Genomic DNA, 26,093 nt, shown 5'->3' on the forward strand with positions numbered 1-26,093 from the left:
CAAGAGGTCTCTGAGGCTATTGAGTCTGCTGTGAGGAGGGTTGGGAGTTTATGCACTGCCCCTTCTGCAGGCACCCCGACAGCCGCGTCGTCGACAGTCGTACGACCGACGACGGCACGTCGATCCGCAGGCGCCGCCAGTGCCCTGACTGCTCCCGTCGTTTCACGACCGTGGAGACGTGCTCGCTCATGGTGGTGAAGCGGTCCGGAGTCACCGAGCCTTTCAGCCGTACCAAGGTCATCAACGGCGTGCGCAAGGCATGCCAGGGACGGCCTGTCACTGAGGACGCGCTCGCCCAGCTCGGCCAACGGGTCGAGGAGGCTGTGCGGGCCACCGGAAGCGCCGAGCTGACCACCCACGACGTGGGGCTGGCCATACTCGGCCCGTTGCAGGAGCTCGATCTCGTCGCCTATCTGCGATTCGCCTCCGTCTACCGGGCGTTCGACTCGCTCGAGGACTTTGAGGCCGCCATCGCGGAACTCAGGGAGACGGGACCCCCCGCCGCGGACGACGAGGACCGCGACGGTGCTGTCACGGGGAGCCAGGAAGACGACAGCGGGTCCGGAGGGACTGCTCAGGTCCCTGAGCCCGCACGCACCGCCGACTGACCGGTGGGCCGGACCGGGGCCTCGGGCTCCGGATCAGGCCGGGTTGCGGCGATGAGAAGACCTGTTGCGGGCGGTAGCGAGGGTGCCCGCAACACCAGACAGAACACCGTGCCACGGGAACATCGGGGCACTTCAGGGCGTTTTAGCCCGTACAGGGAGGCGGCATGACAGAGACGGCGAGCGGTCCGGCACGGAGTTCCCGCGCCAAGGGCACGAAGGCGGCCAAGGGACTGCGCATCGAGCGCATCAACACCACCCCCGGCGTGCACCCGTACGACGAGGTGGCCTGGGAGCGCCGTGACGTCGTCATGACCAACTGGCGCGACGGCTCGGTCAATTTCGAGCAGCGTGGCGTCGAGTTCCCCGACTTCTGGTCGGTGAACGCGGTCAACATCGTCACCAGCAAGTACTTCCGCGGTGCCGTCGGCACCCCGCAGCGCGAGACCAGCCTCAAGCAGCTGATCGACCGCATCGTGAAGACGTACCGGAAGGCCGGTGAGGACCACAAGTACTTCGCCTCGCCCGCCGACGCCGAAATCTTCGAGCACGAGCTGGCGTACGCCCTCCTGCACCAGATCTTCAGCTTCAACAGCCCCGTCTGGTTCAACGTCGGCACGGCTCAGCCCCAGCAGGTCTCCGCCTGCTTCATCCTGTCCGTCGACGACTCCATGGAGTCGATCCTCGACTGGTACAAGGAAGAGGGCATGATCTTCAAGGGCGGCTCCGGCGCCGGCCTGAACCTCTCCCGCATCCGTTCCTCCAAGGAACTCCTCTCCTCCGGCGGCAACGCCTCCGGCCCGGTCTCCTTCATGCGCGGTGCCGACGCCTCCGCAGGAACGATCAAGTCCGGTGGCGCCACCCGCCGCGCCGCCAAGATGGTCATCCTCGACGTCGACCACCCCGACATCGAGGACTTCATCGAGACCAAGGTGAAGGAAGAGGAGAAGATCCGAGCCCTGCGCGACGCGGGCTTCGACATGGACCTGGGCGGCGACGACATCACGTCCGTCCAGTACCAGAACGCCAACAACTCGGTCCGTGTGAACGACGAGTTCATGAAGGCGGTCGAGCAGGGCGGCAAGTTCGGCCTCCGCGCGCGGATGACCGGCGAGGTCATCGAAGAGGTGGAGGCCAAGACCCTCTTCCGCAAGATGGCCGAGGCCGCCTGGGCCTGCGCCGACCCCGGCATCCAGTACGACGACACCATCAACCACTGGCACACCTGCCCGGAGTCCGGCCGTATCAACGGCTCGAACCCCTGCAGCGAGTACATGCACCTGGACAACACGTCCTGCAACCTCGCCTCGCTGAACCTGATGAAGTTCCTGAAGGACGACGGCAAGGGCAACCAGTCCTTCGAGATCGAGCGCTTCGCGAAGGTCGTCGAGCTCGTCATCACGGCGATGGACATCTCCATCTGCTTCGCGGACTTCCCGACCCAGAAGATCGGCGAGAACACCCGCGCGTTCCGCCAACTCGGCATCGGCTACGCCAACCTGGGCGCCCTGCTGATGGCGACCGGCCACGCGTACGACTCCGACGGCGGCCGCGCCCTCGCCGGCGCCATCACCTCCCTGATGACCGGCACGTCGTACAAGCGCTCCGCCGAGCTCGCCGCGGTCGTCGGCCCGTACGACGGCTACGCCCGCAACGCCCAGCCGCACCTGCGCGTCATGAAGCAGCACTCCGACGAGAACGCCAAGGCCGTCCGCATGGACGACCTGGACACGCCGATCTGGGCCGCCGCCACGGAGGCCTGGCAGGACGTGCTGCGCCTCGGCGAGAAGAACGGTTTCCGTAACTCCCAGGCGTCCGTCATCGCCCCGACCGGCACCATCGGTCTCGCGATGTCCTGTGACACCACCGGCCTTGAGCCCGACCTCGCCCTCGTCAAGTTCAAGAAGCTGGTCGGCGGCGGCTCGATGCAGATCGTCAACGGCACCGTTCCGCAGGCCCTGCGCCGCCTGGGCTACCAGGAGGAGCAGATCGAGGCGATCGTCGCCCACATCGCCGAGCACGGCAACGTGATCGACGCCCCCGGCCTCAAGCACGAGCACTATGAGGTGTTCGACTGCGCCATGGGCGAGCGCTCCATCTCCGCGATGGGCCACGTCCGCATGATGGCCGCGATCCAGCCGTGGATCTCCGGCGCGCTCTCCAAGACGGTCAACCTGCCGGAGTCGGCGACCGTCGAGGACGTCGAAGAAGTCTACTTCGAGGCGTGGAAGATGGGCGTCAAGGCGCTCGCCATCTACCGCGACAACTGCAAGGTCGGCCAGCCCCTCTCCGCCAAGACCAAGGAGAAGGAGAAGGCCGAGGAGCCTGTCGCGGAGACCAAGGTCGAGAAAGTCGTCGAGTACCGCCCGGTCCGCAAGCGCCTCCCCAAGGGCCGTCCCGGCATCACGACGTCCTTCACCGTGGGCGGCGCCGAGGGCTACATGACCGCCAACTCCTACCCGGACGACGGCCTGGGCGAGGTCTTCCTGAAGATGTCCAAGCAGGGCTCGACCCTCGCGGGCATGATGGACGCCTTCTCCATCGCTGTCTCCGTGGGCCTGCAGTACGGCGTTCCGCTGGAGACCTACGTCTCGAAGTTCACGAACATGCGCTTCGAGCCGGCCGGTATGACGGACGACCCGGACGTGCGGATGGCGCAGTCGATCGTCGACTACATCTTCCGTCGCCTGGCGCTCGACTTCCTGCCCTTCGAGACCCGTTCCGCACTCGGCATCCACTCCGCCGAGGAGCGCCAGCGCCACCTGGAGACGGGTTCCTACGAGCCCTCCGAAGACGAGGTCGACGTCGAGGGCCTGGCCCAGTCGGCGCCGCGCGCCCAGGAGTTGAAGGCCGTCGCCACTCCGAAGGCAGAGGTCGAGGCGGCCAAGCCCGCTCCGCAGCAGGCCCACACCAGCGCCGAACTGGTGGAGATGCAGCTGGGCATCCAGGCCGACGCCCCGCTCTGCTTCTCCTGCGGTACGAAGATGCAGCGGGCCGGCTCCTGCTACATCTGCGAAGGTTGCGGCTCGACCAGCGGCTGCAGCTGACACCGGGTCGGGGGCGTCCCCGCCCGACAGGTAGTCCCTGAAGAGTCCCGAAAAAGAGGGGCGCCGGCCACGAGCCGGCGCCCCTCCTCGTCGTATTGAACCCACTCAGGCCCGGCGCGTGCGGCCCATGATCGCCGTGAAGGACGCGGGGTCGTCCTCGAAACCGTGGATGCCGGGGTGGAAGTCCCAGACGCCGGACTCCTCCCGTAGGAACTCCGCGACTGTCGCCGCCGTCGCTCCGAGCACACCGCCGAAATTGTCCTCGGCCAGGTCGGTGTAGCCCTCACGTATGCGCAGGGCCGGGTTGATCACACTGACGAAGGTGCGGTGACCGGGGCGCTGCTGGATGACGACGCCGACCACCACGCGCGCGTAGCGGGCGTCGAGCCGTTCGAGCTCCACCGTAAGGACCTCGTCCCAGCCGAAGCCCTTGCCGTCCTTGCTGTCGCGGTTGAGGTAGATGGTGCCATCGGGGGAACGGCTGTCGAAGTGCACCACATAGGCGGGATCCCCGTACGGATCGCTCGCCAGGTAGGTCGCGGCGACTATGTCCAGATCGGTGGGCGGCTGCCCCGCCGGACTCGGGTCCCACTTGAGGGCGATCTCGACCTTGCGGATCCCCTTGCTGAGGACGTTCACCAGACTTCCCCTTCCCCCTGTGTCGCCGACCCGAACTACCGGGCAGGCACGGCAGATTGTCCATCCTGCCACGCGCCCGCGGCAGCTTGCGGACGAGCACTCCGTCCGAGCGTGACCGGCGCCACGCTCCGTGGCCTTACGATGGCGCGGTGCTGGTCAAGTGGATTCGCTGCACCGTCGTGGACCGCCGGGGGTTCGAGCGGGGGCAGCGAAAGTGGGCGGGGCTTCTGGGAGAGCCGGGGTTTCGGGGACAGGGTGGGGGCTGGAGCAGGGGACGGCAGGGCGTGGCGCACATCTTCGCCTTCTGGGAGAGCCGTGCCTTCTACGACTCCTTCATGGCCCGCTCCCACGACCGGCTGGCGGCGGCCCAGTCCGGCACCTTCAAGGACATCCAGGTCAAGCTGTTCGATTACCGCTTCGATGTGAAGACCGGCTTCGAACCGCGGTTCACGGACGCCGACCTGGTGCGGGTCGCCCACTGCCGTGTGCACGAGGAGCGTGCCGAGCATTTCACGCTGATGCAGGAGAAGGTCTGGAACCCGGCGATGGCCGGCTCACCCGGCATGATCCGCGGACTGTTCGGCGAGGCGCCGGGAAACGAGTTCCTGGTGCTGTCGATGTGGCGGTCGGCCGCCGAACACGGCAAGTACCGCACCGAGCGCGTGGAGCGGCTCGCCCTGCGCGCCCAGACAGAAACGGACGTCGCGTCCCTCACGGGCGACATCGTGGAGCTGGAACCGACCTGGACGGTTTGATGTCCGGACCTCGACCCGTGCACGGCGGTTTGAAATCCGGACCCGTTCGATCGTGCGTCTTGGTGTGGTCCGCCGTGCGGGAAGTGTGTGACCTACGCTGTATAGAGCCCGTACGAGTGCTCGATGGGACCTCACTCGATCTAGGGTTTTGGCATGGCACGACCACGGCGCATCGTCCTTGTCCGACACGGCGAGTCAACGGGCAATGTTGATGACACCGTGTATGAGCGTGAACCCGACCACTCACTGGCGTTGACCGAGCGGGGTTGGCGGCAGGCTGAGGAGACGGGCAAACGGCTGCGCGAGCTGTTCGGCCGCGAGCGGGTGAGCGTGTATGTCTCCCCGTACCGCCGCACGCATGAGACGCTCCGCGCCTTCCACCTGGACCCCGAGCTCATACGGGTGCGCGAGGAGCCCCGGTTGCGCGAGCAGGACTGGGGAAACTGGCAGGACTGTGACGACGTCCGGCTTCAGAAGGCCTACCGGGACGCGTACGGCCACTTCTTCTACCGCTTCGCCCAGGGCGAGTCCGGTGCCGACGTGTACGACAGGGTCGGCGGCTTCCTGGAGAGCCTGTACCGCAGCTTCGAGGCCCCCGACCACCCGCCGAACGTGCTGCTGGTGACCCATGGCCTGGCCATGCGCCTGTTCTGCATGCGCTGGTTCCACTGGACGGTCGCGGAGTTCGAGTCGCTGTCGAACCCGGGGAACGCGGAGATGCGGATGCTCGTTCTCGGGGACGACGGCAAGTACGTGATGGACCGGCCCTTCGAGCGCTGGCGGGATCCGGACCCGTACGGGATCACTGGATAGGGTGGCAGGGCGATGACCGCTGACTCCTCTCCCGGCCGGCGCCTGGAGCGTGCCCTGGCCAGCCTGCGCGGACTGGCGGTGGGTGACGCGCTGGGCTCACAGTTCTTCGTGCCGGTGAACTACCCGCTGTTGAGGAGCCGCGAGCTGCCGTCCGGCCCCTGGCAGTGGACGGACGACACGGAGATGGCCTGCTCCGTGGTCGCCGTCCTGGTCGCTCACCAGCGCATCGACCAGGACGCACTGGCCCGCTCCTTCGCCGAGCACCACGACTTCAACCGGGGCTACGGCCCCGCCGTCAACCGTCTGCTGCGGTTGATCCGGGAAGGCGGTGACTGGCGGGAGCTCGCCGCCGCGCTCTTCAACGGCCAGGGGTCCTGGGGCAACGGCGCCGCGATGCGGATCGCACCGCTGGGCGCCTGGTACGCGGACGACCCGGAGCAGGCGACCCACCAGGCGGAGATCTCGGCGTACCCGACGCACCAGCACCGCGAGGCGGTGGTCGGCGCCATGGCCGTCGCCGCGGCCGCCTCGCTGGCCGCGGCTCCCGGTGGCCCGTCCAGTCCGGAGGCGCTCCTCGACGGCGTCATCGCACTCGTCCCGAAGAGTGCCGTCGGCGCGGGACTGCGGCGAGCCCGGGACATGCTCGACTACGCCGACGCCGGCACCGTCGCGGCCGTACTGGGCTGCGGTCGGCGTACGACCGCCCACGACACCGTGCCCTTCGCACTCTGGTCGGCCGCCAGAGCTTTGGGGGACTACGAGCAGGCGTTCTGGACAACCGCGCAGGTCGGCGGTGACGTGGACACGAACTGCGCCATCGTGGGCGGGGTGATCGCCTCAGGGAAGGCGGGGACTCCTCCGGCCGAGTGGGTTGAGCAGACCGAGGCGTTGCCCGAGTGGGTTCCGAACTCCGTCTGACCTGACTGATCGCCCTGCCGTCCCCGGCGGGCCGTCTTACTGAGTTGCTTGCCGTACCTATGAGCGCCCGTCGGTTCTCGGCGGATGCGCCCGGGTGGGCTGTGGAAACTCTCTGTGTGCGGTGGGAACTCTGCGTGACCGTCCGGGCGTTGTCGTGGTGTTCGCTGTGTGATCCATGGGTTTGCACAGACCAGTGACCGACGAGAGGCCGCGGGAGGTGGTCATGCGGTACGTGTTGTGTCTGACGATGCTGACGGCCGTGGTGGCAGTAGTTGTCGTGGTGGCCGGAACGCGGATGACCGGACCGGTGTCCTCGCCGTCTGTCCCCCGGACCGGGTCCGGCCATCCGCAGCTCATCGGGAGCCGGGCCGTGTCAGCCCAGGCCCGGACCCGCCGTGCCGGCGAGGGCCTCCAGGTCGCTCTTGCGGACCTTGATCACCAACCAGGCGGTGACCAGGGCGAGTACGGCCATCGCCGAGGCCGCGATGAAGCCCGTCGAGATGCCCTGCGCGAGCACCTCGTGCCCCCAACGTGCCCCCAAGGAGCGGGCAGTTGATGCGTCTGGGCGAATTCCGCCTTCTGCGCCGGCGAACCGTCGGCGAGGAACTGCGGCATCTGCTTCTCCGCTTCGTCCTGCTGGCCGAACCGAACACCGTCGTCAGGATGGACAGGCCGAGCGAACCGCCCACCTGCTGCGTGGTGTTGAGCAGACCGGACGCCGCGCCCGCCTCGTGCTGGGCGACACCGGAGACGGCGATGATGATGTACCGCTCCAATCTTTGCGCAAGCGAATGGGGTGACCAGGATCTCGAAGAGATGATCGACCAGTTGATGCTTCCTGCTGCGGCCGGCCGAGGGGTGATCGAAGTTGGCGGCGCCCGTGAAGCCGTTCGGGGAAACCGGGGTGTCGGAGGGTGATCCGGTCGGCGTAGGCTAAGGGCGCCATGCCGTACGAACCGCCTACTCACACCGTCGAGCGCTCCCTTCGCGCCACGACCGGAGCGAAGATCATTGCCGGTGTCGACGAGGTGGGGCGCGGTGCGTGGGCCGGCCCCGTCACCGTCTGCGCGGCGATCACCGGACTGCGTCGGCCCCCGGAGGGCCTAACCGACTCAAAGCTGCTCACCGTCAAGCGGCGTACCGAGCTCGCCGAAGCGCTGCGGACTTGGGTGACGTCCTACGCCCTGGGGCACGCCTCCGCGGATGAGATCGACGAGATGGGGATGACGGCCGCCCTGCGGATCGCGGCGGTGCGTGCCCTGGAGGCCCTGCCTGTCCCTCCCGACGCGGTGATCCTCGACGGGAAGCACGACTATCTCGGTACGCCCTGGAAGGTCCGCACGGTGATCAAGGGCGACCAGTCATGCGTGGCCGTCGCGGCGGCCTCCGTGATTGCCAAGGTTCAGCGCGACAAAATGATGGCCGAACTGGGTATCGACCATGCAGACTTCGATTTTGCGGCCAACGCCGGGTATCCGTCGCCCGTGCACAAGGCCGCACTGGCGGAGCGGGGACCCACCCCGTACCACCGGTTGTCGTGGGCGTATCTTGATGCGCTGCCCCAGTGGCGGCACCTCAAGAAGGCCCGCAACTGGGCGGACGGAAGCGTTCCGGAGATCGAGGGTCAGCTCGGCTTCGATTTCTGACGATTCCGCTCGCACTCATGTGCCACCCGCCCACGCGGGCCGTACCAACGTTTGATAAACATCAGCTCATGCCTCTCATTCCCGAGGAGCCTCAGATTCACGAGAGTGCCCAGGGTCCCCGCGCCACTCCGGCCAGCGGCCGTACCGCGCCGACCCCCCGTCCCGTACCCGGCCCCCGCCCCGCTGCTCACCCGCGCCCCGGTCGCCCCGGCCCTCTGCGGCCCGCGCCGCCGGTGCAACGTACGCCGCGTGACGTGGCCGTGGCCAAGCCCGAACCGTCGGGCCCGGCCGCCCCTGTCGCCGCCGCTCCGGCTGCGGCGACCCCGCAGATCCAGCTGATCCCGGCCTCCGCCGAGGGTGCGCTCGATGCTGCCGAAGAAGCCGTCGACCTGCTGTTGGACTCGGGCCGAGCCCCCGGGGACGTGCTGGTGATCACCACCGGCGAACAGCACCCGTGGGCCGCCCACGAACTGTCCTTCGGCGAAGCCTCCTACTGGGCGCAGCATGACGCCGGCGACGACGTCTTCTACGCGGACGCCGCCGTGGCGTCCCGTGCGGCGTCCCGTCCCGTGGTCGTGGTCGCCGTCAACGGCGGTTCCGACGCGGCTGCCGCCGACGCCCTGCCGTTGGCCCATGCCCGGGCCGGTGCCCTGCTGATCGTCTGCGGTGACCCGCAGCAGATCAACTCGGTGCTCGGCGTCGGCGTCTGAGCCACGTCCGGTACGTCCTGAGGGACGTCGGGGGGTGACGAGAGGTGCCGCCGCGGCGGCACCTGCACGGCGGACGTTCCGGCGTGCGCGCGCCCAGGCGGCGGCGCTTCGGGCGCGGAGCCGGGGCGGCAATGTGCGTGCGCATGCCCGAACAGTCCCAGGAGTGCGCTCGGCCGTCGTCGGCCCAGGGGATGCCGCCCGGTCCGTCGTAGAGCCTCGGATGTGCGCCATGCGCCGCTATGACGTTGGCGGGCCCACGACACGGCGCATGGCCGGCGCTCCAACACGGTCGGTGTCAGCGGGCCGCCGCGCGGCGCAGGACCTCCGAGACGGCTCCGCCCGTGCGCGGAGGCGGGGGCGGGGCCTCGGACAGGGCGAAGGGCTCCGGCGCTGAGTCCGCGTTCGGGCGACGTCCGCCGCGGCCCTCGCCCAGGACCTGCCAGCCGTCCCGGGTCAGCGTGATGTACGCCCCGCAGCGCAGCCCGTGCAGAGTGCAGGCATCACGCAGCCCCCACATCCACGCGCCGTCCTCCTCCGTCCAACGCGCGTCGCCCTCGCGGCAGTAGAGCAGCACGGCGGTGCGCACCGGTGTGCGGCGCCGCAGGTCGTGCGGGATCACTCGGCGCAGCTGCGCGAGCAGCACGTTGCGGAACAGCCAGCCGTCCGCCGGCGCCGGGCGGCGCGTGAATGAGGCGCTCGCCCGCAGCCGCTCGTCGGGGTCGAGGACAGCCACGATAGCGGTCGCCGGCTGGGGACGGTGCCGTGAGTGCAGCCCGCTGACGACCTCGCGGGGATTGCGCAGCAGAGGGATTCCGGCGGCTGCCCACTCCGCGGGTTCGAGCATGCGGGACAGAGGATTGGCGGATGCGGCGGACAGATCGGCAGGCGACGACGTCGACGCCGCGGAGGACGGAGCGAATCCGAAGGTCACGGTCCTCCCTTCGGCTACGCGCCCACACTGCGGGCGGGGTCGGATTCGGGGGAGCGCACACCGCAGCGGAGCCCTACCGGACCACGGTGAGCCGTGCGGGGAGCGGACTTCAATTCTTCCTGTCGAACTTGGTTGCGGCAACGAGCAATTGGGCCTACCGACCCTTATCGGACGGTTGATGTCTTATATCCCTACCCGGTGCTCAGGAGGCGAACGCATGGGACGTTCGAGCAGGACACGTGCGTACGCCGTCGCCGGGCTGTTCGGCGCGTGGGTGTCATGTCGTCGAGCGGTGGGCCATTTGTGAGCTGATTGTCACGCTGGGTGAATTGGCCGATTGTCAGTGGCGTCGGGTTGCATGGAGGCATGGACGATCTGGAGTTCCGCACTGAAGCCGATGCCATCCTCGCTGAGCTCGTCGGCGACCCGGGGGGTTCGGCGCGGCTGCGGGAGGATCAGTGGCAGGCGGTGGCGGCTCTGGTGCAGGATCGCCGGCGGGCCCTGGTGGTCCAGCGCACCGGCTGGGGCAAGTCGGCGGTGTACTTCGTCGCCACCGCTCTGCTGCGCCGTCGTGGCTCCGGTCCGACGGTGATTGTGTCGCCGTTGCTGGCGCTGATGCGCAACCAGGTCGAGTCGGCCGCGCGGGCCGGCATCCGGGCGCGCACCATCAACTCGGCGAATCCGGAGGAGTGGGACACCATCCACGAGGAGGTCGAGCGCGGCGAGACCGATGTTCTCCTCGTAAGTCCGGAACGCCTTAATTCCGTGGATTTTCGCGAGCAGATGCTGCCCAAGCTGGCGGCCACGACCGGTCTGCTGGTGGTCGACGAGGCGCACTGCATCTCCGACTGGGGCCATGACTTCCGGCCGGACTACCGCCGGCTGCGGGCGATGCTCGCCGAGCTCGCCCCCGGCGTGCCGGTTCTGGCCACCACCGCGACCGCCAACGCGCGGGTCACCGCGGATGTGGCTGAGCAGTTGGGTACCGGCGCCGGTGAGGCCCTGGTACTGCGCGGCCCGCTCGAGAGGGAAAGCCTGCGGCTGGGTGTCGTCCAGCTGCCGGACGCCGCGCACCGCCTGGCCTGGCTCGCCGAGCACCTGGACGAGCTGCCGGGCTCCGGGATCATCTACACACTGACGGTGGCCGCGGCCGAGGAGGCCACCGCCTTCTTGCGGCAGCGCGGCTTCCGCGTGGCCTCCTACACGGGGCGCACGGAGAACGCCGACCGGCTGCAGGCCGAGGTCGACCTGCTGGAGAACCGGGTCAAGGCGCTGGTCGCGACTTCGGCGCTCGGGATGGGCTTCGACAAGCCGGACCTGGGATTCGTGGTGCACCTCGGCTCGCCGTCCTCGCCGATCGCCTACTACCAGCAGGTGGGGCGTGCGGGTCGCGGTGTGGCCCACGCCGATGTGCTGCTGCTGCCGGGCAAGGAGGACGAGGCCATCTGGCGCTACTTCGCCGATACCGCCTTCCCGCCCGAGGCGCAGGTCCGCCAGACCCTCTCGGCCCTGGCCGGCGCGGGACGGCCGCTGTCGGTGCCGGCCCTGGAGGCGGCGGTGGATCTTCGGCGCAGCCGGCTGGAGACGATGCTGAAGGTGCTGGATGTCGACGGCGCGGTCAGGCGGGTGAAGGGCGGCTGGACGGCCACAGGCGCCGACTGGGTGTATGAGGCTGAGCGCTACACATGGGTGGCGCGGCAGCGGGCGGCCGAGCAGCAGGCAATGCGCGATTACGTGAGCACGTCCGGGTGCCGGATGGAGTTCCTGCGCCGGCAGCTGGACGACGAGGGGGCGACCGCGTGCGGCCGTTGCGACAACTGCGCGGGCGCCTGGGCCGACTCCTCCGTCTCGGCGGAGACGTTGACCGGGGCGGCGAAGGAACTGGATCGCCCGGGGATGGAGATTGAGCCGCGCCGGATGTGGCCGACGGGAATGCCCGCACTGGGCATCGACCTCAAGGGCCGTATCCCGGCCAAGGAGCAGTGCTCCACCGGGCGTGCCCTGGGGCGGCTCTCGGACATCGGCTGGGGCAACCGGCTCCGCCCGCTGCTGGCCGAGAACGCGCCCGATGGTCCCGTCCCCGATGATGTCCTGCGGGCCGCGGTGGCGGTCCTCGCCGACTGGGCGCGCTCTCCGGGCGGTTGGGCGGCGAATGTCCCGGATGCCTCTGCCCGGCCGGTAGGAGTCGTCGCCGTACCGTCCCTGACCCGCCCGCAACTGGTCGGTTCCCTCGCCCAGGGAATCGCGACGATCGGCCGCCTACCCCTGCTCGGCACGCTGATGTACACCGGGCCGAGCGGCGCGCACGCGGCACGTCGCAGCAACTCCGCCCAACGCCTCAGGGCGCTGTCCGGCGCCTTGACCGTCTCCGAAGAGCTGGCCGGTGCCCTGGCGCGCTCGGAAGGCCCCGTCCTGCTCGTGGACGACTACACCGACTCCGGGTGGACCCTCGCAGTCGCTGCCCGCCTGCTCCGCCAGGCGGGCAGCGAACAGGTTCTTCCGTTGGTCCTCGCCGCGGCAGGCTGAGCCTTCCCGGTCCATGGGTGCGCCCGCATTCGTCGCATCTGCCGTGGTGGGGCGCGCCAGGAAGTCGACTCGACGCATCATCGGCGTGACTCCTCCTCCCGCGACCACTCATCCAGACGATCGAGCACCGTGTCCATGTGCGACTACGGGAAGCAGAAGGAGATCGGCTTCGGGTTCGCTCCACTCGTCGGCGTCGTGCACGGCGAACCACTCGGTGTCGCACGCCTCGAGGGTGACGGCATCGGCGAAGTACCTGCCCCCGTTGACCGGAAGGCCGTACCGCAGCGACTTGACGGTGTGCCTGATGGTGAGGGAACAGCGGTGGTAGGGGGCCGAGATGGTGACCGTGCGGTTCGAGGGCATGCTCAACGCACTCTCCTTCGTCATCCGGTGGTTCAGCCGCTCTTCATGCACGCGAGCTGGTGTAGGAGTCCTGTTGGTACATCCGTGCGTAGGTCCTTCCCGCCGCTCTCCATGAGTTCGGCGTGGGTGCCCTCCTCGACGACGGCGCCTTCCGACAGCACGACGATCTTGTCGGCCATGCGCACGGTCGGGATCTGTGGGAGACGACGGTCACGGTTCCGTGCGCCCGCCCGAGTCCGCGTGCCAGCGTCACGTGGCGCCGGAAGACCTCGTACTCGCTCACGGGATCGAGCGATGCGGTCGGCTCGTCGAGCACGACCAGCAGGGGATCGTCGCGCATGCAGGTCCGAGCGAGGGCCAGGTTCAGGCCGGCGAATACCAGTGGCCCGCCCGCTGGGTAGCCAAAGGCCACGTCCTCCAACCGCAGCCCGGGCGGTGCTTTCCCGTCTCCCGATGCCCGGCCGCCGGGCCGGTCGGTCCGGACCGGATCACGCGGCTCGGTGATCTCTTCGAGCTCCTTGCGCAGTCCTCTCCCCACCGCCAGCGGCACGGTGCCGTGGACGAGGACGAATCCCTCCCATCCGGTGCCGCTGGCGGCGAGCATGGCCAGCAGAGCGACCACGTACTGGGCCACCTCACCGGCGTCGGTCCGTGACCGTGCGAACAACAGGCCGAGCAGGCCCACTGTCATCGCCATCGCCATCGCCATCGCCATCGCCACCGCCCCCGCGGCCAGGGGCAGCCAGTTTCTCCGGACGAGCTGGCTGCGGGCTGTCCAGATGGGTTCGTGCTGATCGAGCACCGCGTCCCGGTAACGCCTCGCCGTCCACCCTTGCAGGCCGAAGATCCGGATCTCCTTGCCGGTTTCCGGTCGCCAAGAGTTCGTCGCATGCAGCCGACCCGGCATCCCCCGTTCCTGCGCCTGCCCTTGCCAGGCCGAGGTGAGCAACGGAGTGCGCCGGGCGAAGGGCTGTGAGCCGCCTCATCCGCACACTGACGTGTCCCTGATCGGACTTATCCACAGGCCGAAGCGGAACTCCATGATCCGCGAGATCGTCGACGCATGACGAATCACAGCGAAACGACTGGATCCTCCGAGAACGGCGACATCGGCGGACGAGACGGATACGCGGCGCACGACGGCTCCGGCTCTGACAGCGGACGTCCCGGTGTCGCCGCCGAGCACGTCGAGTGTGTGTCGTACGACGCCCACGGAGGCGATCACCAGGTCACCCTGCGCACGCCCGCGGAACTGGCCGACGCCCTGCCGTACCTGCTCGGGTACCGCCCCGAGGACAGCATCGTCCTGGTCGCCCTCCACGACCGGGGCGGGCGTGGCCGGTTCGGTGGCCGGGCCCGGCTCGGCATTCCGATGAACGAGGACGACTGGGCCTCCGCGGCCCGGCAGTTGGCCCACGGCTTGATCACGGGCAGCGAGCGGAGGGGCGCCAAGCCCGAACAGATCGTCGCCTACGTCTGCCAGGAACCGGCCAAGGACGAGACGGGGCAGCAGGTCATGCAACGGCTGGCACGGCTTGCCGGGTTGCTGCGCACGGAGTGCGGCCGGCTCGACGTGCCCGTGATCGAGGCGCTCTGCATCTCCGACGGCCGCTTCTGGTCGTATTGCTGCCCGAGCGAGGGCTGCTGTCCCCCCGACGGATTGCCGATGGGACTGCCCGGTACCTCCGTGTTGGCCGCCGCCGCGACCTACGCCGGGCTCCAGGTGCGCGGCACACTGCGCGAGTTGCGGGCCAGGCTGCTGCCCTGGGAGACCGCCGCTGCGCCGGAGCAGGAGATCGTCCTGGACACCACCAGCATGGCGCAGGTTCCCAGGATGCTCGACGCGGCGGGTCGGGCGGACGTGGCCGAGGAGGCCATGGAGCTCGCCGAGCGGGTCATGACGCGGTTCGCCGAAGCACCGCCCGTCTCCGGACCGCTCCAAGCGGATCTGCGCGACGACGAACTGCTCGGACACGAAGAAGCGGCCACGCTGATTCTCGCCCTGCAGGACCGCTCGACCCGTGACCGCGCGGCCGAGTGGATGGAGGCTGAGGAGGCCGGCCCGGCTCTGCGTCTGTGGCGTGCCTTGGCCCGCCGTTGCGTCGGGCCGTACAGCGAACACGCGGCGGCTCCGCTCACCCTCGTCGGCTGGGTCGCATGGTCGTCCGGTGACGAAATCGAGGCCCGGGAGGCCCTCGCCATGGCCCTGGGCGCGGATCCTGACTACCTCTTCGCCCGCCTCCTGCACCAGGCCTGCAACGAGGGCCTGGACCCGGAGTCCATCCGCCGCTGCCTGCGCACGGAACGCGAGCATCGGGCGGCTCGTTCGGCGACGGCGGGCGCCGGACCGGAGGGCGCGGGGCGGGAGGTCGCTGAGCCAGAGGGCGTGGCATCGAGGCAGGCGGAGGCAGCGGCGTCGACGCAGCAGGAGGCCGGAGCGCGGACGCCGCAGGACGAGGCCGGTGCCGATGCCGGTGCCGGTGCCGGTGGAGATCATCCGGTATCCGAATCCGCACCCAAAACCCCCCGGCGCCGCCGGCGGACACGTTCAAGTGGCGGTCCGGACGGCCGTCCTCGCGCCGCGGAACCGGGAGGGCGACCGTCATGGACTGACAACTCCCACGCGCGTACCCGTCCGGCGGCCGGGACACGGCCTGGAGCTGCGAGGGCCGACGGCACGCGTCCTCGGCCCTCGGTGGCGGAAGGCGGGCGCCCACGTCCTTCGAGCAAGGCCGACGCACGTCGGCGCGGTTCCTGCCCGGGTGCGGCGCGGCCGGGAGGTGACGCCAGCGAGGGAGAGGCATGAGTACCTGCCCGAGGTCGGTCGGTCAGGTGCGGTTGGGGATGCGAAGGCGGGTGTGAGGCGTGGTCGGGTGCCGTAGGGATGCGAGAGGCGCGATTGCGGCGTGGTCGGTTCCGCCGGGAGGCGGGCGAGGCCGGGGGTGGGGCGTGCGCCAGTGTGTTGGGGACGTTGTTCGATGGGTGTCCGGCTTGGTCGAGCGTGGTCGGGCCGCCCGTCGGCGAATGTGGGTGCTGCTCTCTCTGCCCCGCCGCCCTTCGGTCGGCTCCCAGGACCGCGGGCGTGACCCCGAAGAGGTCCGCCCCGTTCACCTGAGTGGCGGAACGTCTGGACGGGCCGTGCCGCCGTACCGCCCTTGTCCCTCAGGAGCCCCGCACCCGGCGCCGACCACGCCCGAGGCGCACAGAGCGCAGAGGAAGCCGCCCCTTGCACCAGCCGACTCCGCCCTCCGCCGCCGACGACGACAGCCCTGGGCTCGACAGACCCGCGCTGTCTTGGAGGAGAGGCACCAGCCCGCCGACACAGGTGCCGAGCACGAAGTCGGCACCGATGTTGAGCACGAAATCGTACGAGCCGAGGCTCACGAGCGGCGCCGACCGCACCGTGCGGACGATGGAGTACGACCCTCGCCGCACTCCGGTGTGGAAGCCGGACCGGCCCACTCCTCCCGGCCGACATCCGTCCGCGCCCACGGGGCAGAGCCCGGCCCTGCCGACGGACCAGCGGTCCAGCACCACACCGCCGACGGCCCAGGGCTGCCCCACGTCCCCGGTCACCGGACGCTCCCATCGGTCGCCGTCCGCCGCGCTGGGCCACCTGCCGTCGACCCCGCCCCCGGCGCTCCGCGGCTCGGCCGACCTGCCGCCGGTCCACACCGCACTCATCTGTGTCGCGCTGCCGGGCCTCGTCATCTCCTCGGAGCAGGGGCAGTTGACAGGTCACGGCTTGGAGGGGTTCTACCGCGCGGGTCGACGCGTGCTCTCGCGCTGCCAGGTCCGCGTCGCGGGACGCGAACCGGTCGCCGTGCAGGCCCGGACGACCGCGCCGGACCGAGCCCGCTTCGTGGGAACGCTGCGCGCCTCCCCCGGCTCGGGCCCGGACCCGGACGTCGTGGTCGAACGCACGCGTCACGCGGACGGCACGGAACGCATCACGCTGCACAGCGCGGCCCCCCGCCCGCTGCGCCTGCCGGTGGAGGTGGCACTCGGCACGGACCTGGCTGACCTGGGCGCGATCGCGTCGGGCCGCGCGGGACCCGAACTGCCCGCCAGCGTCCACGACTCCGGCCTGCGCTGGACCCGCGCCGGGGGAAGCGCGTCGGTCACGGCCGACCCGCCGCCCGCCGACGCATTGGCCTCCGCGGGACTGCTGCGCTGGGAGTTCGAACTGCTTCCGGGCGGCACGGTGTGCGTGGAACTGCGGGTACGGCCGGACGGCGCGGGACCCGTCCGGGCCGTGGGGCGTGCGGCGACGAACCCCCTGGCGCCGGCACGGGCGACGGGCGATCATCCCGGAGTCCGGGCGCTGTTGCACACCGGTATCGAGGACCTCCAAGCCCTGTTGCTGCGCGACCCGGGGCACCCCGCCGACACCCACCTCGCGGCGGGAGCGCCCTGGCGCTGCGGCATGGCACCGGCCGAGGCGCTCGTCGCGGCCCGGATGACCCTGCCTCTCGGTACCAGGCTCGCTGTGGGCACACTGCGCACACTCGCTCGTACGCAAGTGCCGGGCCCGGGCCCGCGGACCGGCATGATCCCCGGGCCCCGACGGGACGCGGGGCCGCATCTGCCACCCGGTTGTACAGGCACGGAGGCAACCCTGCTCTTCCCCGTACTCCTCGCGGAAGCCCGCCGATGGGGCCTCCCGGAGCATGAGACGGAGGAGTTGCTGCCGGCGGCCGAGCGGTGTCTGACCTGGTTGCGGACGACTGTGGGCGAGGGGCCGTACCTGTGCGACCCGCAGCCGGGCGGACCCGTCCGCTGCGAGACCCAGGCGTATGCCCACCGGGCCGCGCTGCTCGGCGCCGACCTGCTCGACGCGTTCGGGAGGCCGGGCGGCACCGCGCTGCGGCAGTGGGCCCGGGAGCTGCGGACGGCTTTCCGCGAGGACTTCTGGGTCGAGGACCGCGGCGGAGGCCGACCGGCGGCAGCCCGGGTCCCGGACGGGTGCCTCGTGCCGCAGCTCGCCGCCACCGCCGTCCATCTGCTCGACACGGGGCTGCTGGGCGCGGGCGAGCAGGCACCCGGGCTGCTCGACCGGGTGCAGACGGAACAACTCGCCAGGTTGCTCGGAAGCCCGGCCATGGACTCCGGGTGGGGCCTGCGCGGGCTGGGTGCCAAGGAGGCGGGATACAACCCGTTCGGCCACCGCGCCGGTGCCGTACGGGTCCAGGAGACGGCGGTCGCCGTCTCGGGCCTGTCCGCCGCTGGCTACGAGAAGGAGGCGAGCTCGCTGCTGCGGGGCGTACTGGCGGCGTCCGAGACCTTCGGCCACCGGCTCCCCGAGATGTACGCGGGGGAGCAGCGCACCGACGGAAGCGCCCCGCTGCCCCATCCGGCGGCCTGTCGGCCCTCGGCCACGGCGGCGGCCGCCGGAGTCCTGCTGCTGACCACCCTCGCGGGAATCCGCCCCGACGCCCCGGCCGGGACGGTCACGCTCCGCCCGGTGCGCAGCGCGCCTCTGGGGGAGATCGGACTGACCGGGCTGCGGGTCGCGGGCACCCCGTTCTCCGTGCGGGTCAGTCGGCTCGGCCTCGCCATGGTCGAGGAGGCGGCCGACGGGCTCCAACTAGGAGTTTGACCTCGTAGGACACGGCACCGAACGGCGGCGGGGAGTCGGCTGTGAACCCCCGGCCGGACCGAAGTGGATCAGCTGCCGACGCAGTCGACGAAGGGAGTGTTTATCGTCAGGCAGACGACTATGATCGCCGCATGCCCTACGACCCGTCAGCCTTTCCGCCCTTCGCCGTGACCGTGGACCTGGTCGTGCTGACCGTGCGCCGCCATGCCTTGTGCGCGCTGGCGGTACGCAGGGGCGAGCCGCCGTTCCAGGGGCGCTGGGCGCTGCCCGGGGGCTTCGTACGGGCCGACGAGGATCTGGCGCAGGCCGCGGCGCGCGAGCTGGCCGAGGAGACCGGACTGCGCGCCCACGAACCGGCCGTCCCCGCCCAGGACAACGGTGCCCACCTGGAACAGCTCGCGACCTACGGCGACCCCAAGCGTGACCCTCGGATGCGTGTGGTCAGCGTCGCCCACCTCGCTCTCGCCCCCGACCTGCCCGCTCCCCGGGCGGGCGGCGACGCCAGCAACGCGCGCTGGGCGCCCGTGGAGGAGCTGTTGCAGCAGGGCGGTTACGGCCGCGACGGCGAACCGGTCGCGCCGCTCGCCTTCGACCACGCCCAGATCCTGGCCGACGGTGTGGAACGCGCCCGCTCCAAGATCGAGTACTCGTCTCTGGCCACGGCGTTCTGCCCGCCCGAGTTCACCGTCGGCGAGCTGCGCCGGGTCTATGAGGCGGTGTGGGGCGTGGCGCTCGACCCGCGCAACTTCCACCGCAAGGTCACGGGCACCCCGGGCTTCCTGGTCCCCACCGGTGGTACGACCACCCGCCAGGGCGGCCGCCCGGCTCAGCTCTTCCGGGCCGGCGGCGCCACCCTGCTCAACCCACCCATGCTGCGCCCCGAGGTATGACACCGGGGGACGCGCGGGGACGCACGAACGACTCGCGGCCGAACCGCGAACCGCCCCGCGTTCCGAACGATGAACAGGGGCCCGACCGCACCGCTCGACTGCTGCGATGCGGGCCTTGCGGTACCGGAAAAATCGGACATAGCGCGCTATCTTGCTGTGGGTGATCCAGGCCTTCGGACTTACCAGCAACTCCCGCAAGGACCTTCCGCCCGCCGTCGACGACGTGTCCTTCGAAGCGCACGCAGGCCGTGTCACTGTGCTCCTCGGGGCGCAGGGCGCGGGAAAGACGACGGCGCTGAGGCTGATGCTCGAACTCCAACAGGGCCGGGGCATCACCTACTTCAGAGGTCGCCCCTTGCACCGCATCGCGCACCCCTCGCTAGAGGTCGGCGTGCTCCTGGGGGACGTGCCGGGGCATCCCGCCCGCACCGTCCGCGGCCATCTGCGCATGCTGTGTGCCGCGGCTGGTGTCCCGGTCCGGCGAGCCGACGAGGTGCTGGAGGTGGTCGGCCTCGTCAGCCTGCGCGACGAACGCCTCGCCACTTTGTCGCGCGGCATGGACCGCCGCCTCGGTCTGGGCTGCGCCCTGCTGCCGGACCCGCACACGCTGGTGCTCGATGATCCCGCCGACGGGCTGTCCACCCGCGAAAGCCAGTGGCTCTACGGCATGCTGCGGGCGCACGCGGACCAGGGTGGCACGGTCCTGTTCACCACAACCGACCCCAAGGAGGCCGCACGCGCCGCCGACCGGGTGGTGACGCTGGAGAAGGGCAGACTCGTCGCCGACCAGGAGGCCACGGAGTTCGCCCGCACCCGGCTGCGCCCCCGCGTCGCCGTCCGCAGCCCGCACGCGGCACGCCTCGCGGCCCTGCTCACCAAGGAGGCTCGCACCACCCGGCGCTCCGTCGAAGTCGTACGGGAGGGCGGCAACCGTCTGTCCGTGTACGGCAGTACATGTGCCGATGTCGGCGAGACGGCCTTCCGGCACGGCATCCTCGTCCACCAACTCGCCGACGAGATCGGAGACATGGGGCCGGTTGCGGAGCGCCTCTCCTCGGACACGGCAGCCACGTCAGACACGCCAGGCGCACGCCAAGCGACGCAGCCGGGCGGCACGGAGCGGCAAGCCGCCGCGTCGCAGGCGACCGGAGAAGCCGGCACGCCCACGCCCGGGCCTACGAGCACTAGCGAGGGGGACGAGCGGCGCGCCCGCTGCGCCGAACCCCTCGAGACCGCCGATCCCCTCTCCCCCCTCCCGCCCCCCATTTCCGTCCGCTCCGCGCCCAGCCCCTTGCGTCCGCTCCGCTACGAGTTGCGCCGCGCCGCCGGAGTCGGCACCGGGTTCGTCACCGGTGCCGCCGTCCTCGTCACCTCCGCCCTCACCGCCGTACTACTGGCCGGTCTCGGACACACCCCGCAGCCGCGTCTGCTGGCCGCGTGGCCGCGGGAGCTTCCGCTGCCGCCCGCGGCGCTCGGCGCGGGACTGCTCGGGGCGCTCGCCTTCGGAGACGAGTTCCGCCACCCCGCCCTGGCGGCGGACCGCGGCACGGTGCCCCGTCGGCTGGGGCTGCTTGCCGCGAAACTCGTCGTCGCCGCGGCCACCGCCCTGTTGCTGGCCGTCCTCACGGTGGGCTGCGACGCCGAGGTTCTCTATCTCGTCTACGGACGGGAGCTCGCGGAGGTTCCCGCCGACTGGTTGTCGCTGAGTGCCAGTTGGACCGGGCTCGTGGTCGGGTGCGCCTGGGCGGGTGTGCTGGCCGCGGGCGTCTTCCGGTCCACCACGGCCGGGCTCGCGGCGGTGGTCACCGTACCGATCCTCGTCGTACCCCTCGTACAAAAGGTCTTGGCGGGTTCGTCCGTGCGGACGGCGGCCGGATTTCCCGCGCGGATGCGCGAGGTGCTCTTGCTGCAGTGGCCTTTCGGCGGAGAACGCTATCTGTCCGCCGTGGCACGTGTGATCGTCCAACCCGTGGGCGGTGCGCTGGCGTTGTCGCTCACCGCTCTGCTCAGCGCATATCTGCTCACGACCCTGCGCAGCAGGGCCCGATGACGACCGCACGCGCCCTTCATTTCCCGCCCTGCGCGCAACTTCCCGGGGGAAGCCCATTTCTTTCCGATAAGGCGTCAATTGCCACGGGGTGAGCGATCACCCTTTCGTGTGCTTTTCACCAAAGACCTCAAGGGAGTTGGAGAGGGCGCCGACAAAGGATCCGTGACTACCCTTGCGCACACCATGATGACCGCCGCCCGCTCCGCAGACTCCGGTCTCGCCGGCCCGGGCGAACTCGACCGCTATCCCTACGCCGAGGCGTCAGCCGCCGACCGCGTCGGAGCCCCCGCCTGGGAGGGCGCGGACCCGGAGCTGGGCCGCGTGGGCCGACGCGCCGCCGGAAGTCGCGGACGCGGGCTGCACGGTCAACTCGTCCAGCAGCTGGGCCAGATGATCGTCTCCGGCGACCTGGGCGCCGACCGGCCGCTGGTGCCCGAGGAAATCGGCCAGCGTTTCGAGGTCTCCCGCACCGTCGTCCGCGAATCGCTCCGTGTCCTGGAGGCCAAGGGCCTGGTCAGTGCCCGCCCGAACGTCGGAACACGCGTGCGCCCCGTCAGCGACTGGAACCTTCTCGACCCGGACATCATCGAGTGGCGGGCCTTCGGGCCGCAGCGCGACGACCAGCGCCGGGAGCTGAGCGAGCTGCGCTGGACGATCGAGCCGCTCGCAGCCCGCCTCGCCGCCGGGCACGGGCGCGGGGACGTCCAGCAGCGGCTCACCGACATGGTCGGCATCATGGGCCACGCCATGGGGCAGGGCGACGCGCTCACCTTCTCCCGCGCCGACGCCGAGTTCCACTCCCTGCTCATCCAGGTCGCGGGCAACCGCATGCTGGAGCACCTCTCCGGGATCGTCTCGGCCGCGCTCCAGGTCTCCGGCGGCCCGGTCACGGGCTGTGACCGGCCGAACGAGACGTCGCTGGCCCACCACGGGCGGATCGTCGACGCCCTCGCCGCCGGCGACGGCGCGGCGGCCGAGGCGGCCATGCGACAACTGCTCACCGTCCATCCCGAGGTGGAGCGCGGGGTGCCCGCGCCGCGCGAGCACTGACCGCGTTCCGCGGGCGGCGTGGCCGGGGGTGCCTTCCCCCTCCTGCGGCATCGCTCGGCCGGCGAACCGCCTCCCGTCGGACCCCGCAGGATTCTCAGGAATCCTGCGGGGTCCGACGGCACAATGAGGCGGTTGGTCCGCCGGAGCAACCAGCTCGGGACGGCAGCTGACCCCCTTTGCCCATGTCTGATCGCTTTTGATCCCTTACGGGGTGTGACTCGGGCCACGCAGATTGGGCGTAACGCTCGCGGGAGCAGCGCGATGACCTAAGAGGTGACAGCCGCGGAGGGAATACGGACGCCATAAAAGGCGCTGTGCATTCTCCCGGCCCCGCCCGCACCGTCGGCCCATCCCCAGGCCGGTGGTCGGCTCCTGTCCGCCGTGGACGGGGCCGGAAGCCGTTTTCCAACGTTCCGAGAGGTTGTTCGTGTCGGCCAGCACATCCCGTACGCTCCCGCCGGAGATCGCCGAGTCCGTCTCTGTCATGGCGCTCATTGAGCGGGGAAAGGCTGAGGGGCAGATCGCCGGCGATGACGTGCGTCGGGCCTTCGAAGCTGACCAGATTCCGGCCACTCAGTGGAAGAACGTACTGCGCAGCCTCAACCAGATCCTCGAGGAAGAGGGTGTGACGCTGATGGTCAGTGCCGCGGAGCCCAAGCGCACCCGAAAGAGCGTCGCAGCGAAGAGTCCGGCCAAGCGCACCGCCACCAAGACGGTCGCGGCGAAGACGGTGACCACCAAGAACGCCACCGCCACCGCCACTCCGACGGCACCCGCCGCCGAGCCCGCCGTCGAGGAAGAGGCGCCTGCCAAGAAGGCCGCCGCCAAGAAGACGACCGCCAAGAAGGCGGCCGCGAAGAAGACCGTTGCCACCAAGAAGACGGCGGCAGCGGCCAAGAAGACGACCGCCAAGAAGGACGACGCCGAGCTGGTCGAGGAAGAGGTCCTCGAGGAGGCCAAGCCCGGCGAGGAGCCCGAGGCCACCGAGAACGCCGGCTTCGTGCTCTCCGACGAGGACGAGGACGACGCGCCCGCCCAGCAGGTCGCCGCCGCCGGCGCCACCGCCGACCCGGTCAAGGACTACCTCAAGCAGATCGGCAAGGTCCCCCTGCTCAACGCCGAGCAGGAGGTCGAGCTCGCCAAGCGCATCGAGGCCGGTCTGTTCGCCGAGGACAAGCTGGCAAACGCCGACAAGCTGGCGCCCAAGCTCAAGCGCGAGCTGGAGATCATCGCCGAGGACGGCCGCCGCGCCAAGAACCACCTCCTGGAGGCCAACCTCCGCCTGGTGGTCTCCCTGGCCAAGCGCTACACCGGCCGCGGCATGCTCTTCCTGGACCTGATCCAGGAGGGCAACCTCGGCCTGATCCGCGCGGTCGAGAAGTTCGACTACACCAAGGGCTACAAGTTCTCCACGTACGCCACCTGGTGGATCCGTCAGGCGATCACCCGCGCGATGGCCGACCAGGCCCGGACCATCCGTATCCCGGTGCACATGGTCGAGGTCATCAACAAGCTGGCGCGCGTACAGCGCCAGATGCTCCAGGACCTGGGCCGCGAGCCCACCCCGGAGGAGCTGGCCAAGGAGCTCGACATGACCCCGGAGAAGGTCATCGAGGTCCAGAAGTACGGCCGTGAGCCGATCTCCCTGCACACCCCGCTCGGCGAGGACGGCGACAGCGAGTTCGGTGACCTCATCGAGGACTCCGAGGCCGTCGTCCCGGCCGACGCGGTCAGCTTCACGCTCCTCCAGGAGCAGCTGCACTCCGTGCTCGACACCCTGTCCGAGCGCGAGGCGGGCGTCGTCTCCATGCGCTTCGGTCTCACCGACGGTCAGCCGAAGACCCTCGACGAGATCGGCAAGGTGTACGGCGTCACGCGTGAGCGCATCCGCCAGATCGAGTCCAAGACCATGTCGAAGCTGCGCCACCCGTCGCGTTCGCAGGTGCTGCGCGACTACCTCGACTAGGTCGCGCTCGTACGGCATCGAAGGCCCGGGTCCCCGAGAGGGGCCCGGGCCTTCGTGCTGCGGGCCACGGTGCTCTGCATGACTCTGGGTGTCCGATCATCACCCCGGAGTGAGGAGCACGCATGCGTTGTCGCATTGCCCGGGTGCTGGCCCGGCCGCTGGTCCTGGCGGCCGCGGCGGTAGCCATACCCTGGGCGTCCGCTGACCCCGTGTCCGCCGACGGCATCGTCGTGGGGGGCTTCCCGGTCGACGTGTCCGAGAGCCCGTGGACGGTGGCGCTGTCGAGCCGTGACCGGTTCGGGGGTACGCGCGCGGGGCAGTTCTGCGGCGGTGTCGCGGTCGGCCGGACGACCGTGCTCACCGCGGCGCACTGCCTGGAGGAGGACGTTCTGGGGGTGCCGCCGGACAGCGTCCGCGACCTCAAGGTCATCGCGGGACGCACGGACCTCCTGTCGGATGAGGGGCAGGAGATCCCCGTACGGGACATCTGGGTGAACCCGACCTATGACGGTGTGACCAACTCGGGGGACTTCGCCGTGCTCAGCCTCGCCGAACCCGTGCCGCGGGGCTCGGTCATCGCGATGGCCACGGCCGGCGATCCGGCCTACACACCGGGGACGGGTGCCGTGGTGTACGGCTGGGGCGATGTCACAGGAGCAGGTGACTATGCGCGCGGTCTGCGCGGGGCGCAGGTGCACGTGCTGTCCGATGCCCCCTGCGAGGAGGCATATCCGGGCAGCAGCGACGGCACCTACTTCGCCGACACCATGCTGTGTGCCGGAGAGGAGGAGGGCGGCAGTGACGCCTGCCAGGGGGACAGCGGAGGGCCGCTGGTCGCTCGGGGGAAGCTGATCGGCCTCGTGTCCTGGGGGAGCGGTTGCGGTCGTGCGGGCAGCCCTGGTGTCTATACGCGCGTGTCCGACGTCCTGCGGAGGCTCGGGTGGGACAGCGTGGCCTGAGGACCGCATGAGGGCCTCTGGCGGAGGCTGAGGGGTTTTCGTGGCCACGAGCAAGGGCGGCTGCCCCTGAGAGCAGGGGCAGCCGCCCATGGCCGGCCTGTGCCGGAGCCTGGCTCGTCGGACGCGAGTGTCAGTGCTCTTCTTCGGAGGCGCTCGCCGGAGCGGACGTCAGCCGCTCCGTCTCGTCCTGTATCTCAGCGGCGATCTTCTTGAGTTCCGGCTCGAACTTGCGGCCGTGGTGGGCGCAGAAGAGCAGTTCTCCGCCGCTCAGCAGGACGACGCGCAGGTATGCCTGGGCGCCGCAGCGGTCGCATCGATCAGCGGCCGTCAGCGGGCTCGCGGGGGTCAGAACAGTAGTCACGTCGCCTCTTCTCTAGCTCGACGAGCTGTCGTACCAGGGTCAACATCCAACCAGCCCGAAAACGTTCCCGCTCGTGGCTTTTCCTGGAAAAAATCTCTCCGAGGCGGCTGTCTGCTGCCGGTTGGCGGCGAATGTGCCGTATTGCGTGTCTGTGTGTCTTACGGGTTCGCGCTGTCGGTCATTGTCGTGCCCTCCCCGGCTGGCTTGCCGGTTGTTCATGAGGACGTGCCCGGAGCCTAAATGGTTCATGCCTGGAAGGGAACGT

Annotated in this window: 20 protein-coding genes and 1 pseudogene; 15 read left to right on the forward strand and 6 right to left on the reverse strand. The window is 70.2% G+C overall.

All coding sequences use genetic code 11. The annotated features are described in order from the left end of the window. Window positions 1-50: 50 nt before the first annotated feature. Together nrdR and CLM62_RS17355 are read left to right on the forward strand one after the other, a co-directional pair. Window positions 51-608, forward strand: coding sequence for a transcriptional regulator NrdR (nrdR, locus tag CLM62_RS17350; RefSeq protein ID WP_095750781.1), 558 nt, complete (start codon window positions 51-53; stop codon window positions 606-608). A gap of 164 nt (window positions 609-772) precedes the next feature. Next, a complete protein-coding gene (locus CLM62_RS17355; protein ID WP_095750782.1) occupies window positions 773-3,652 on the forward strand; it encodes a vitamin B12-dependent ribonucleotide reductase in 2,880 nt (959 codons plus the stop codon). A 105-nt stretch (window positions 3,653-3,757) separates the two neighbouring features. On the opposite strand, the gene CLM62_RS17360 is transcribed toward CLM62_RS17355, so the two are convergent. Further along, entirely contained in the window at window positions 3,758-4,291 is a 534-nt protein-coding gene (locus CLM62_RS17360) for a TerD family protein (RefSeq protein ID WP_095750783.1), read from the reverse strand. A 149-nt stretch (window positions 4,292-4,440) separates the two neighbouring features. On the opposite strand from CLM62_RS17360, the gene CLM62_RS17365 reads away from it, so the two are divergent. The 3 genes from CLM62_RS17365 to CLM62_RS17375 all read left to right on the forward strand — a co-directional run bounded on the left by CLM62_RS17365 (window position 4,441) and on the right by CLM62_RS17375 (window position 6,777). Continuing rightward, the gene (locus CLM62_RS17365) at window positions 4,441-5,046 is read left to right on the forward strand and encodes a YdbC family protein (RefSeq protein ID WP_095750784.1); all 606 of its coding nucleotides are present in this window, start codon (window positions 4,441-4,443) and stop codon (window positions 5,044-5,046) included. A 153-nt stretch (window positions 5,047-5,199) separates the two neighbouring features. Further along, window positions 5,200-5,859 (forward strand): histidine phosphatase family protein, encoded by a 660-nt coding sequence (locus CLM62_RS17370; RefSeq protein ID WP_095750785.1) that lies wholly within the window; start codon window positions 5,200-5,202, stop codon window positions 5,857-5,859. 12 nt (window positions 5,860-5,871) lie between these two features. After that, window positions 5,872-6,777, forward strand: coding sequence for an ADP-ribosylglycohydrolase family protein (locus CLM62_RS17375; RefSeq protein ID WP_095750786.1), 906 nt, complete (start codon window positions 5,872-5,874; stop codon window positions 6,775-6,777). 373 nt (window positions 6,778-7,150) lie between these two features. Here CLM62_RS17375 and CLM62_RS17380 read toward each other — a convergent pair. Then, a pseudogene (locus CLM62_RS17380) lies at window positions 7,151-7,538 on the reverse strand (MFS transporter); the annotation flags it as partial. A gap of 183 nt (window positions 7,539-7,721) precedes the next feature. Between CLM62_RS17380 and CLM62_RS17385 the strand changes: the two are divergent. Both CLM62_RS17385 and CLM62_RS17390 read left to right on the forward strand, forming a co-directional pair. Then, window positions 7,722-8,423 (forward strand): ribonuclease HII, encoded by a 702-nt coding sequence (locus CLM62_RS17385; protein ID WP_095750787.1) that lies wholly within the window; start codon window positions 7,722-7,724, stop codon window positions 8,421-8,423. Window positions 8,424-8,491: 68 nt separating this feature from the next. After that, entirely contained in the window at window positions 8,492-9,133 is a 642-nt protein-coding gene (locus tag CLM62_RS17390; RefSeq protein WP_095750788.1) for a hypothetical protein, read from the forward strand. Window positions 9,134-9,428: 295 nt separating this feature from the next. Here the strand turns inward: CLM62_RS17390 and CLM62_RS17395 are convergent, their stop codons facing one another. After that, complete coding sequence (locus CLM62_RS17395) at window positions 9,429-10,064, reverse strand: hypothetical protein (RefSeq protein ID WP_095750789.1); 636 nt, start codon at window positions 10,062-10,064, stop codon at window positions 9,429-9,431. 366 nt (window positions 10,065-10,430) lie between these two features. On the opposite strand from CLM62_RS17395, the gene CLM62_RS17400 reads away from it, so the two are divergent. After that, window positions 10,431-12,590, forward strand: a complete 2,160-nt coding sequence (locus tag CLM62_RS17400; RefSeq protein ID WP_095750790.1) for a RecQ family ATP-dependent DNA helicase — start codon at window positions 10,431-10,433, stop codon at window positions 12,588-12,590. 108 nt (window positions 12,591-12,698) lie between these two features. Here CLM62_RS17400 and CLM62_RS17405 read toward each other — a convergent pair whose 3' ends face one another. Both CLM62_RS17405 and CLM62_RS17410 read right to left on the reverse strand, forming a co-directional pair. Further along, on the reverse strand, window positions 12,699-12,959 hold the full coding sequence (locus tag CLM62_RS17405; protein WP_143659105.1) for a hypothetical protein: 261 nt from the start codon (window positions 12,957-12,959) through the stop codon (window positions 12,699-12,701). A 37-nt stretch (window positions 12,960-12,996) separates the two neighbouring features. Next, window positions 12,997-13,902 (reverse strand): hypothetical protein, encoded by a 906-nt coding sequence (locus CLM62_RS17410; RefSeq protein WP_143659107.1) that lies wholly within the window; start codon window positions 13,900-13,902, stop codon window positions 12,997-12,999. Between the two features lie 114 nt (window positions 13,903-14,016). Here CLM62_RS17410 and CLM62_RS17415 point away from each other — a divergent pair, with 114 nt between their 5' ends. From CLM62_RS17415 to CLM62_RS17445, 7 genes are all read left to right on the forward strand, one after another. After that, complete coding sequence (locus CLM62_RS17415) at window positions 14,017-15,759, forward strand: DUF4192 domain-containing protein (protein WP_095750793.1); 1,743 nt, start codon at window positions 14,017-14,019, stop codon at window positions 15,757-15,759. Between the two features lie 606 nt (window positions 15,760-16,365). Then, entirely contained in the window at window positions 16,366-18,552 is a 2,187-nt protein-coding gene (locus CLM62_RS17420) for a glycogen debranching N-terminal domain-containing protein (protein ID WP_373559156.1), read from the forward strand. 131 nt (window positions 18,553-18,683) lie between these two features. Continuing rightward, window positions 18,684-19,442 (forward strand): NUDIX domain-containing protein, encoded by a 759-nt coding sequence (locus CLM62_RS17425; protein WP_095750794.1) that lies wholly within the window; start codon window positions 18,684-18,686, stop codon window positions 19,440-19,442. Window positions 19,443-19,602: 160 nt separating this feature from the next. Next, complete coding sequence (locus CLM62_RS17430; RefSeq protein ID WP_095750901.1) at window positions 19,603-21,492, forward strand: ATP-binding cassette domain-containing protein; 1,890 nt, start codon at window positions 19,603-19,605, stop codon at window positions 21,490-21,492. A gap of 162 nt (window positions 21,493-21,654) precedes the next feature. After that, window positions 21,655-22,542 (forward strand): FadR/GntR family transcriptional regulator, encoded by an 888-nt coding sequence (locus CLM62_RS17435; RefSeq protein ID WP_095750795.1) that lies wholly within the window; start codon window positions 21,655-21,657, stop codon window positions 22,540-22,542. 427 nt (window positions 22,543-22,969) lie between these two features. Continuing rightward, complete coding sequence (locus tag CLM62_RS17440; RefSeq protein WP_095750902.1) at window positions 22,970-24,508, forward strand: RNA polymerase sigma factor; 1,539 nt, start codon at window positions 22,970-22,972, stop codon at window positions 24,506-24,508. A gap of 122 nt (window positions 24,509-24,630) precedes the next feature. Then, window positions 24,631-25,467 carry a trypsin-like serine protease gene (locus tag CLM62_RS17445; protein WP_095750796.1) on the forward strand — a complete coding sequence of 279 codons (837 nt, stop codon included), beginning with the start codon at window positions 24,631-24,633 and terminating at the stop codon, window positions 25,465-25,467. A 130-nt stretch (window positions 25,468-25,597) separates the two neighbouring features. Here the strand turns inward: CLM62_RS17445 and CLM62_RS17450 are convergent, their stop codons facing one another. Beyond that, window positions 25,598-25,828: a hypothetical protein gene (locus tag CLM62_RS17450; RefSeq protein ID WP_095750797.1), complete on the reverse strand. Its 231-nt coding sequence runs from the start codon at window positions 25,826-25,828 to the stop codon at window positions 25,598-25,600. Between the last annotated feature and the right edge of the window lie 265 nt (window positions 25,829-26,093).

The organism is Streptomyces sp. SA15 (assembly GCF_002291145.1).
Classification (GTDB): domain Bacteria; phylum Actinomycetota; class Actinomycetes; order Streptomycetales; family Streptomycetaceae; genus Streptomyces.

Bases quoted from the DNA above. Each gene is read 5' to 3' on its own strand.
- nrdR (WP_095750781.1), top strand. From the start codon at position 51: ATGCACTGCCCCTTCTGCAGGCACCCCGACAGCCGCGTCGTCGACAGT.
- CLM62_RS17355 (WP_095750782.1), top strand. From the start codon at position 773: ATGACAGAGACGGCGAGCGGTCCGGCACGGAGTTCCCGCGCCAAGGGC.
- CLM62_RS17370 (WP_095750785.1), top strand. From the start codon at position 5,200: ATGGCACGACCACGGCGCATCGTCCTTGTCCGACACGGCGAGTCAACG.
- CLM62_RS17375 (WP_095750786.1), top strand. From the start codon at position 5,872: ATGACCGCTGACTCCTCTCCCGGCCGGCGCCTGGAGCGTGCCCTGGCC.
- CLM62_RS17385 (WP_095750787.1), top strand. From the start codon at position 7,722: ATGCCGTACGAACCGCCTACTCACACCGTCGAGCGCTCCCTTCGCGCC.
- CLM62_RS17390 (WP_095750788.1), top strand. From the start codon at position 8,492: ATGCCTCTCATTCCCGAGGAGCCTCAGATTCACGAGAGTGCCCAGGGT.
- CLM62_RS17400 (WP_095750790.1), top strand. From the start codon at position 10,431: ATGGACGATCTGGAGTTCCGCACTGAAGCCGATGCCATCCTCGCTGAG.
- CLM62_RS17415 (WP_095750793.1), top strand. From the start codon at position 14,017: ATGACGAATCACAGCGAAACGACTGGATCCTCCGAGAACGGCGACATC.
- CLM62_RS17420 (WP_373559156.1), top strand. From the start codon at position 16,366: ATGGAGTACGACCCTCGCCGCACTCCGGTGTGGAAGCCGGACCGGCCC.
- CLM62_RS17425 (WP_095750794.1), top strand. From the start codon at position 18,684: ATGCCCTACGACCCGTCAGCCTTTCCGCCCTTCGCCGTGACCGTGGAC.
- CLM62_RS17445 (WP_095750796.1), top strand. From the start codon at position 24,631: ATGCGTTGTCGCATTGCCCGGGTGCTGGCCCGGCCGCTGGTCCTGGCG.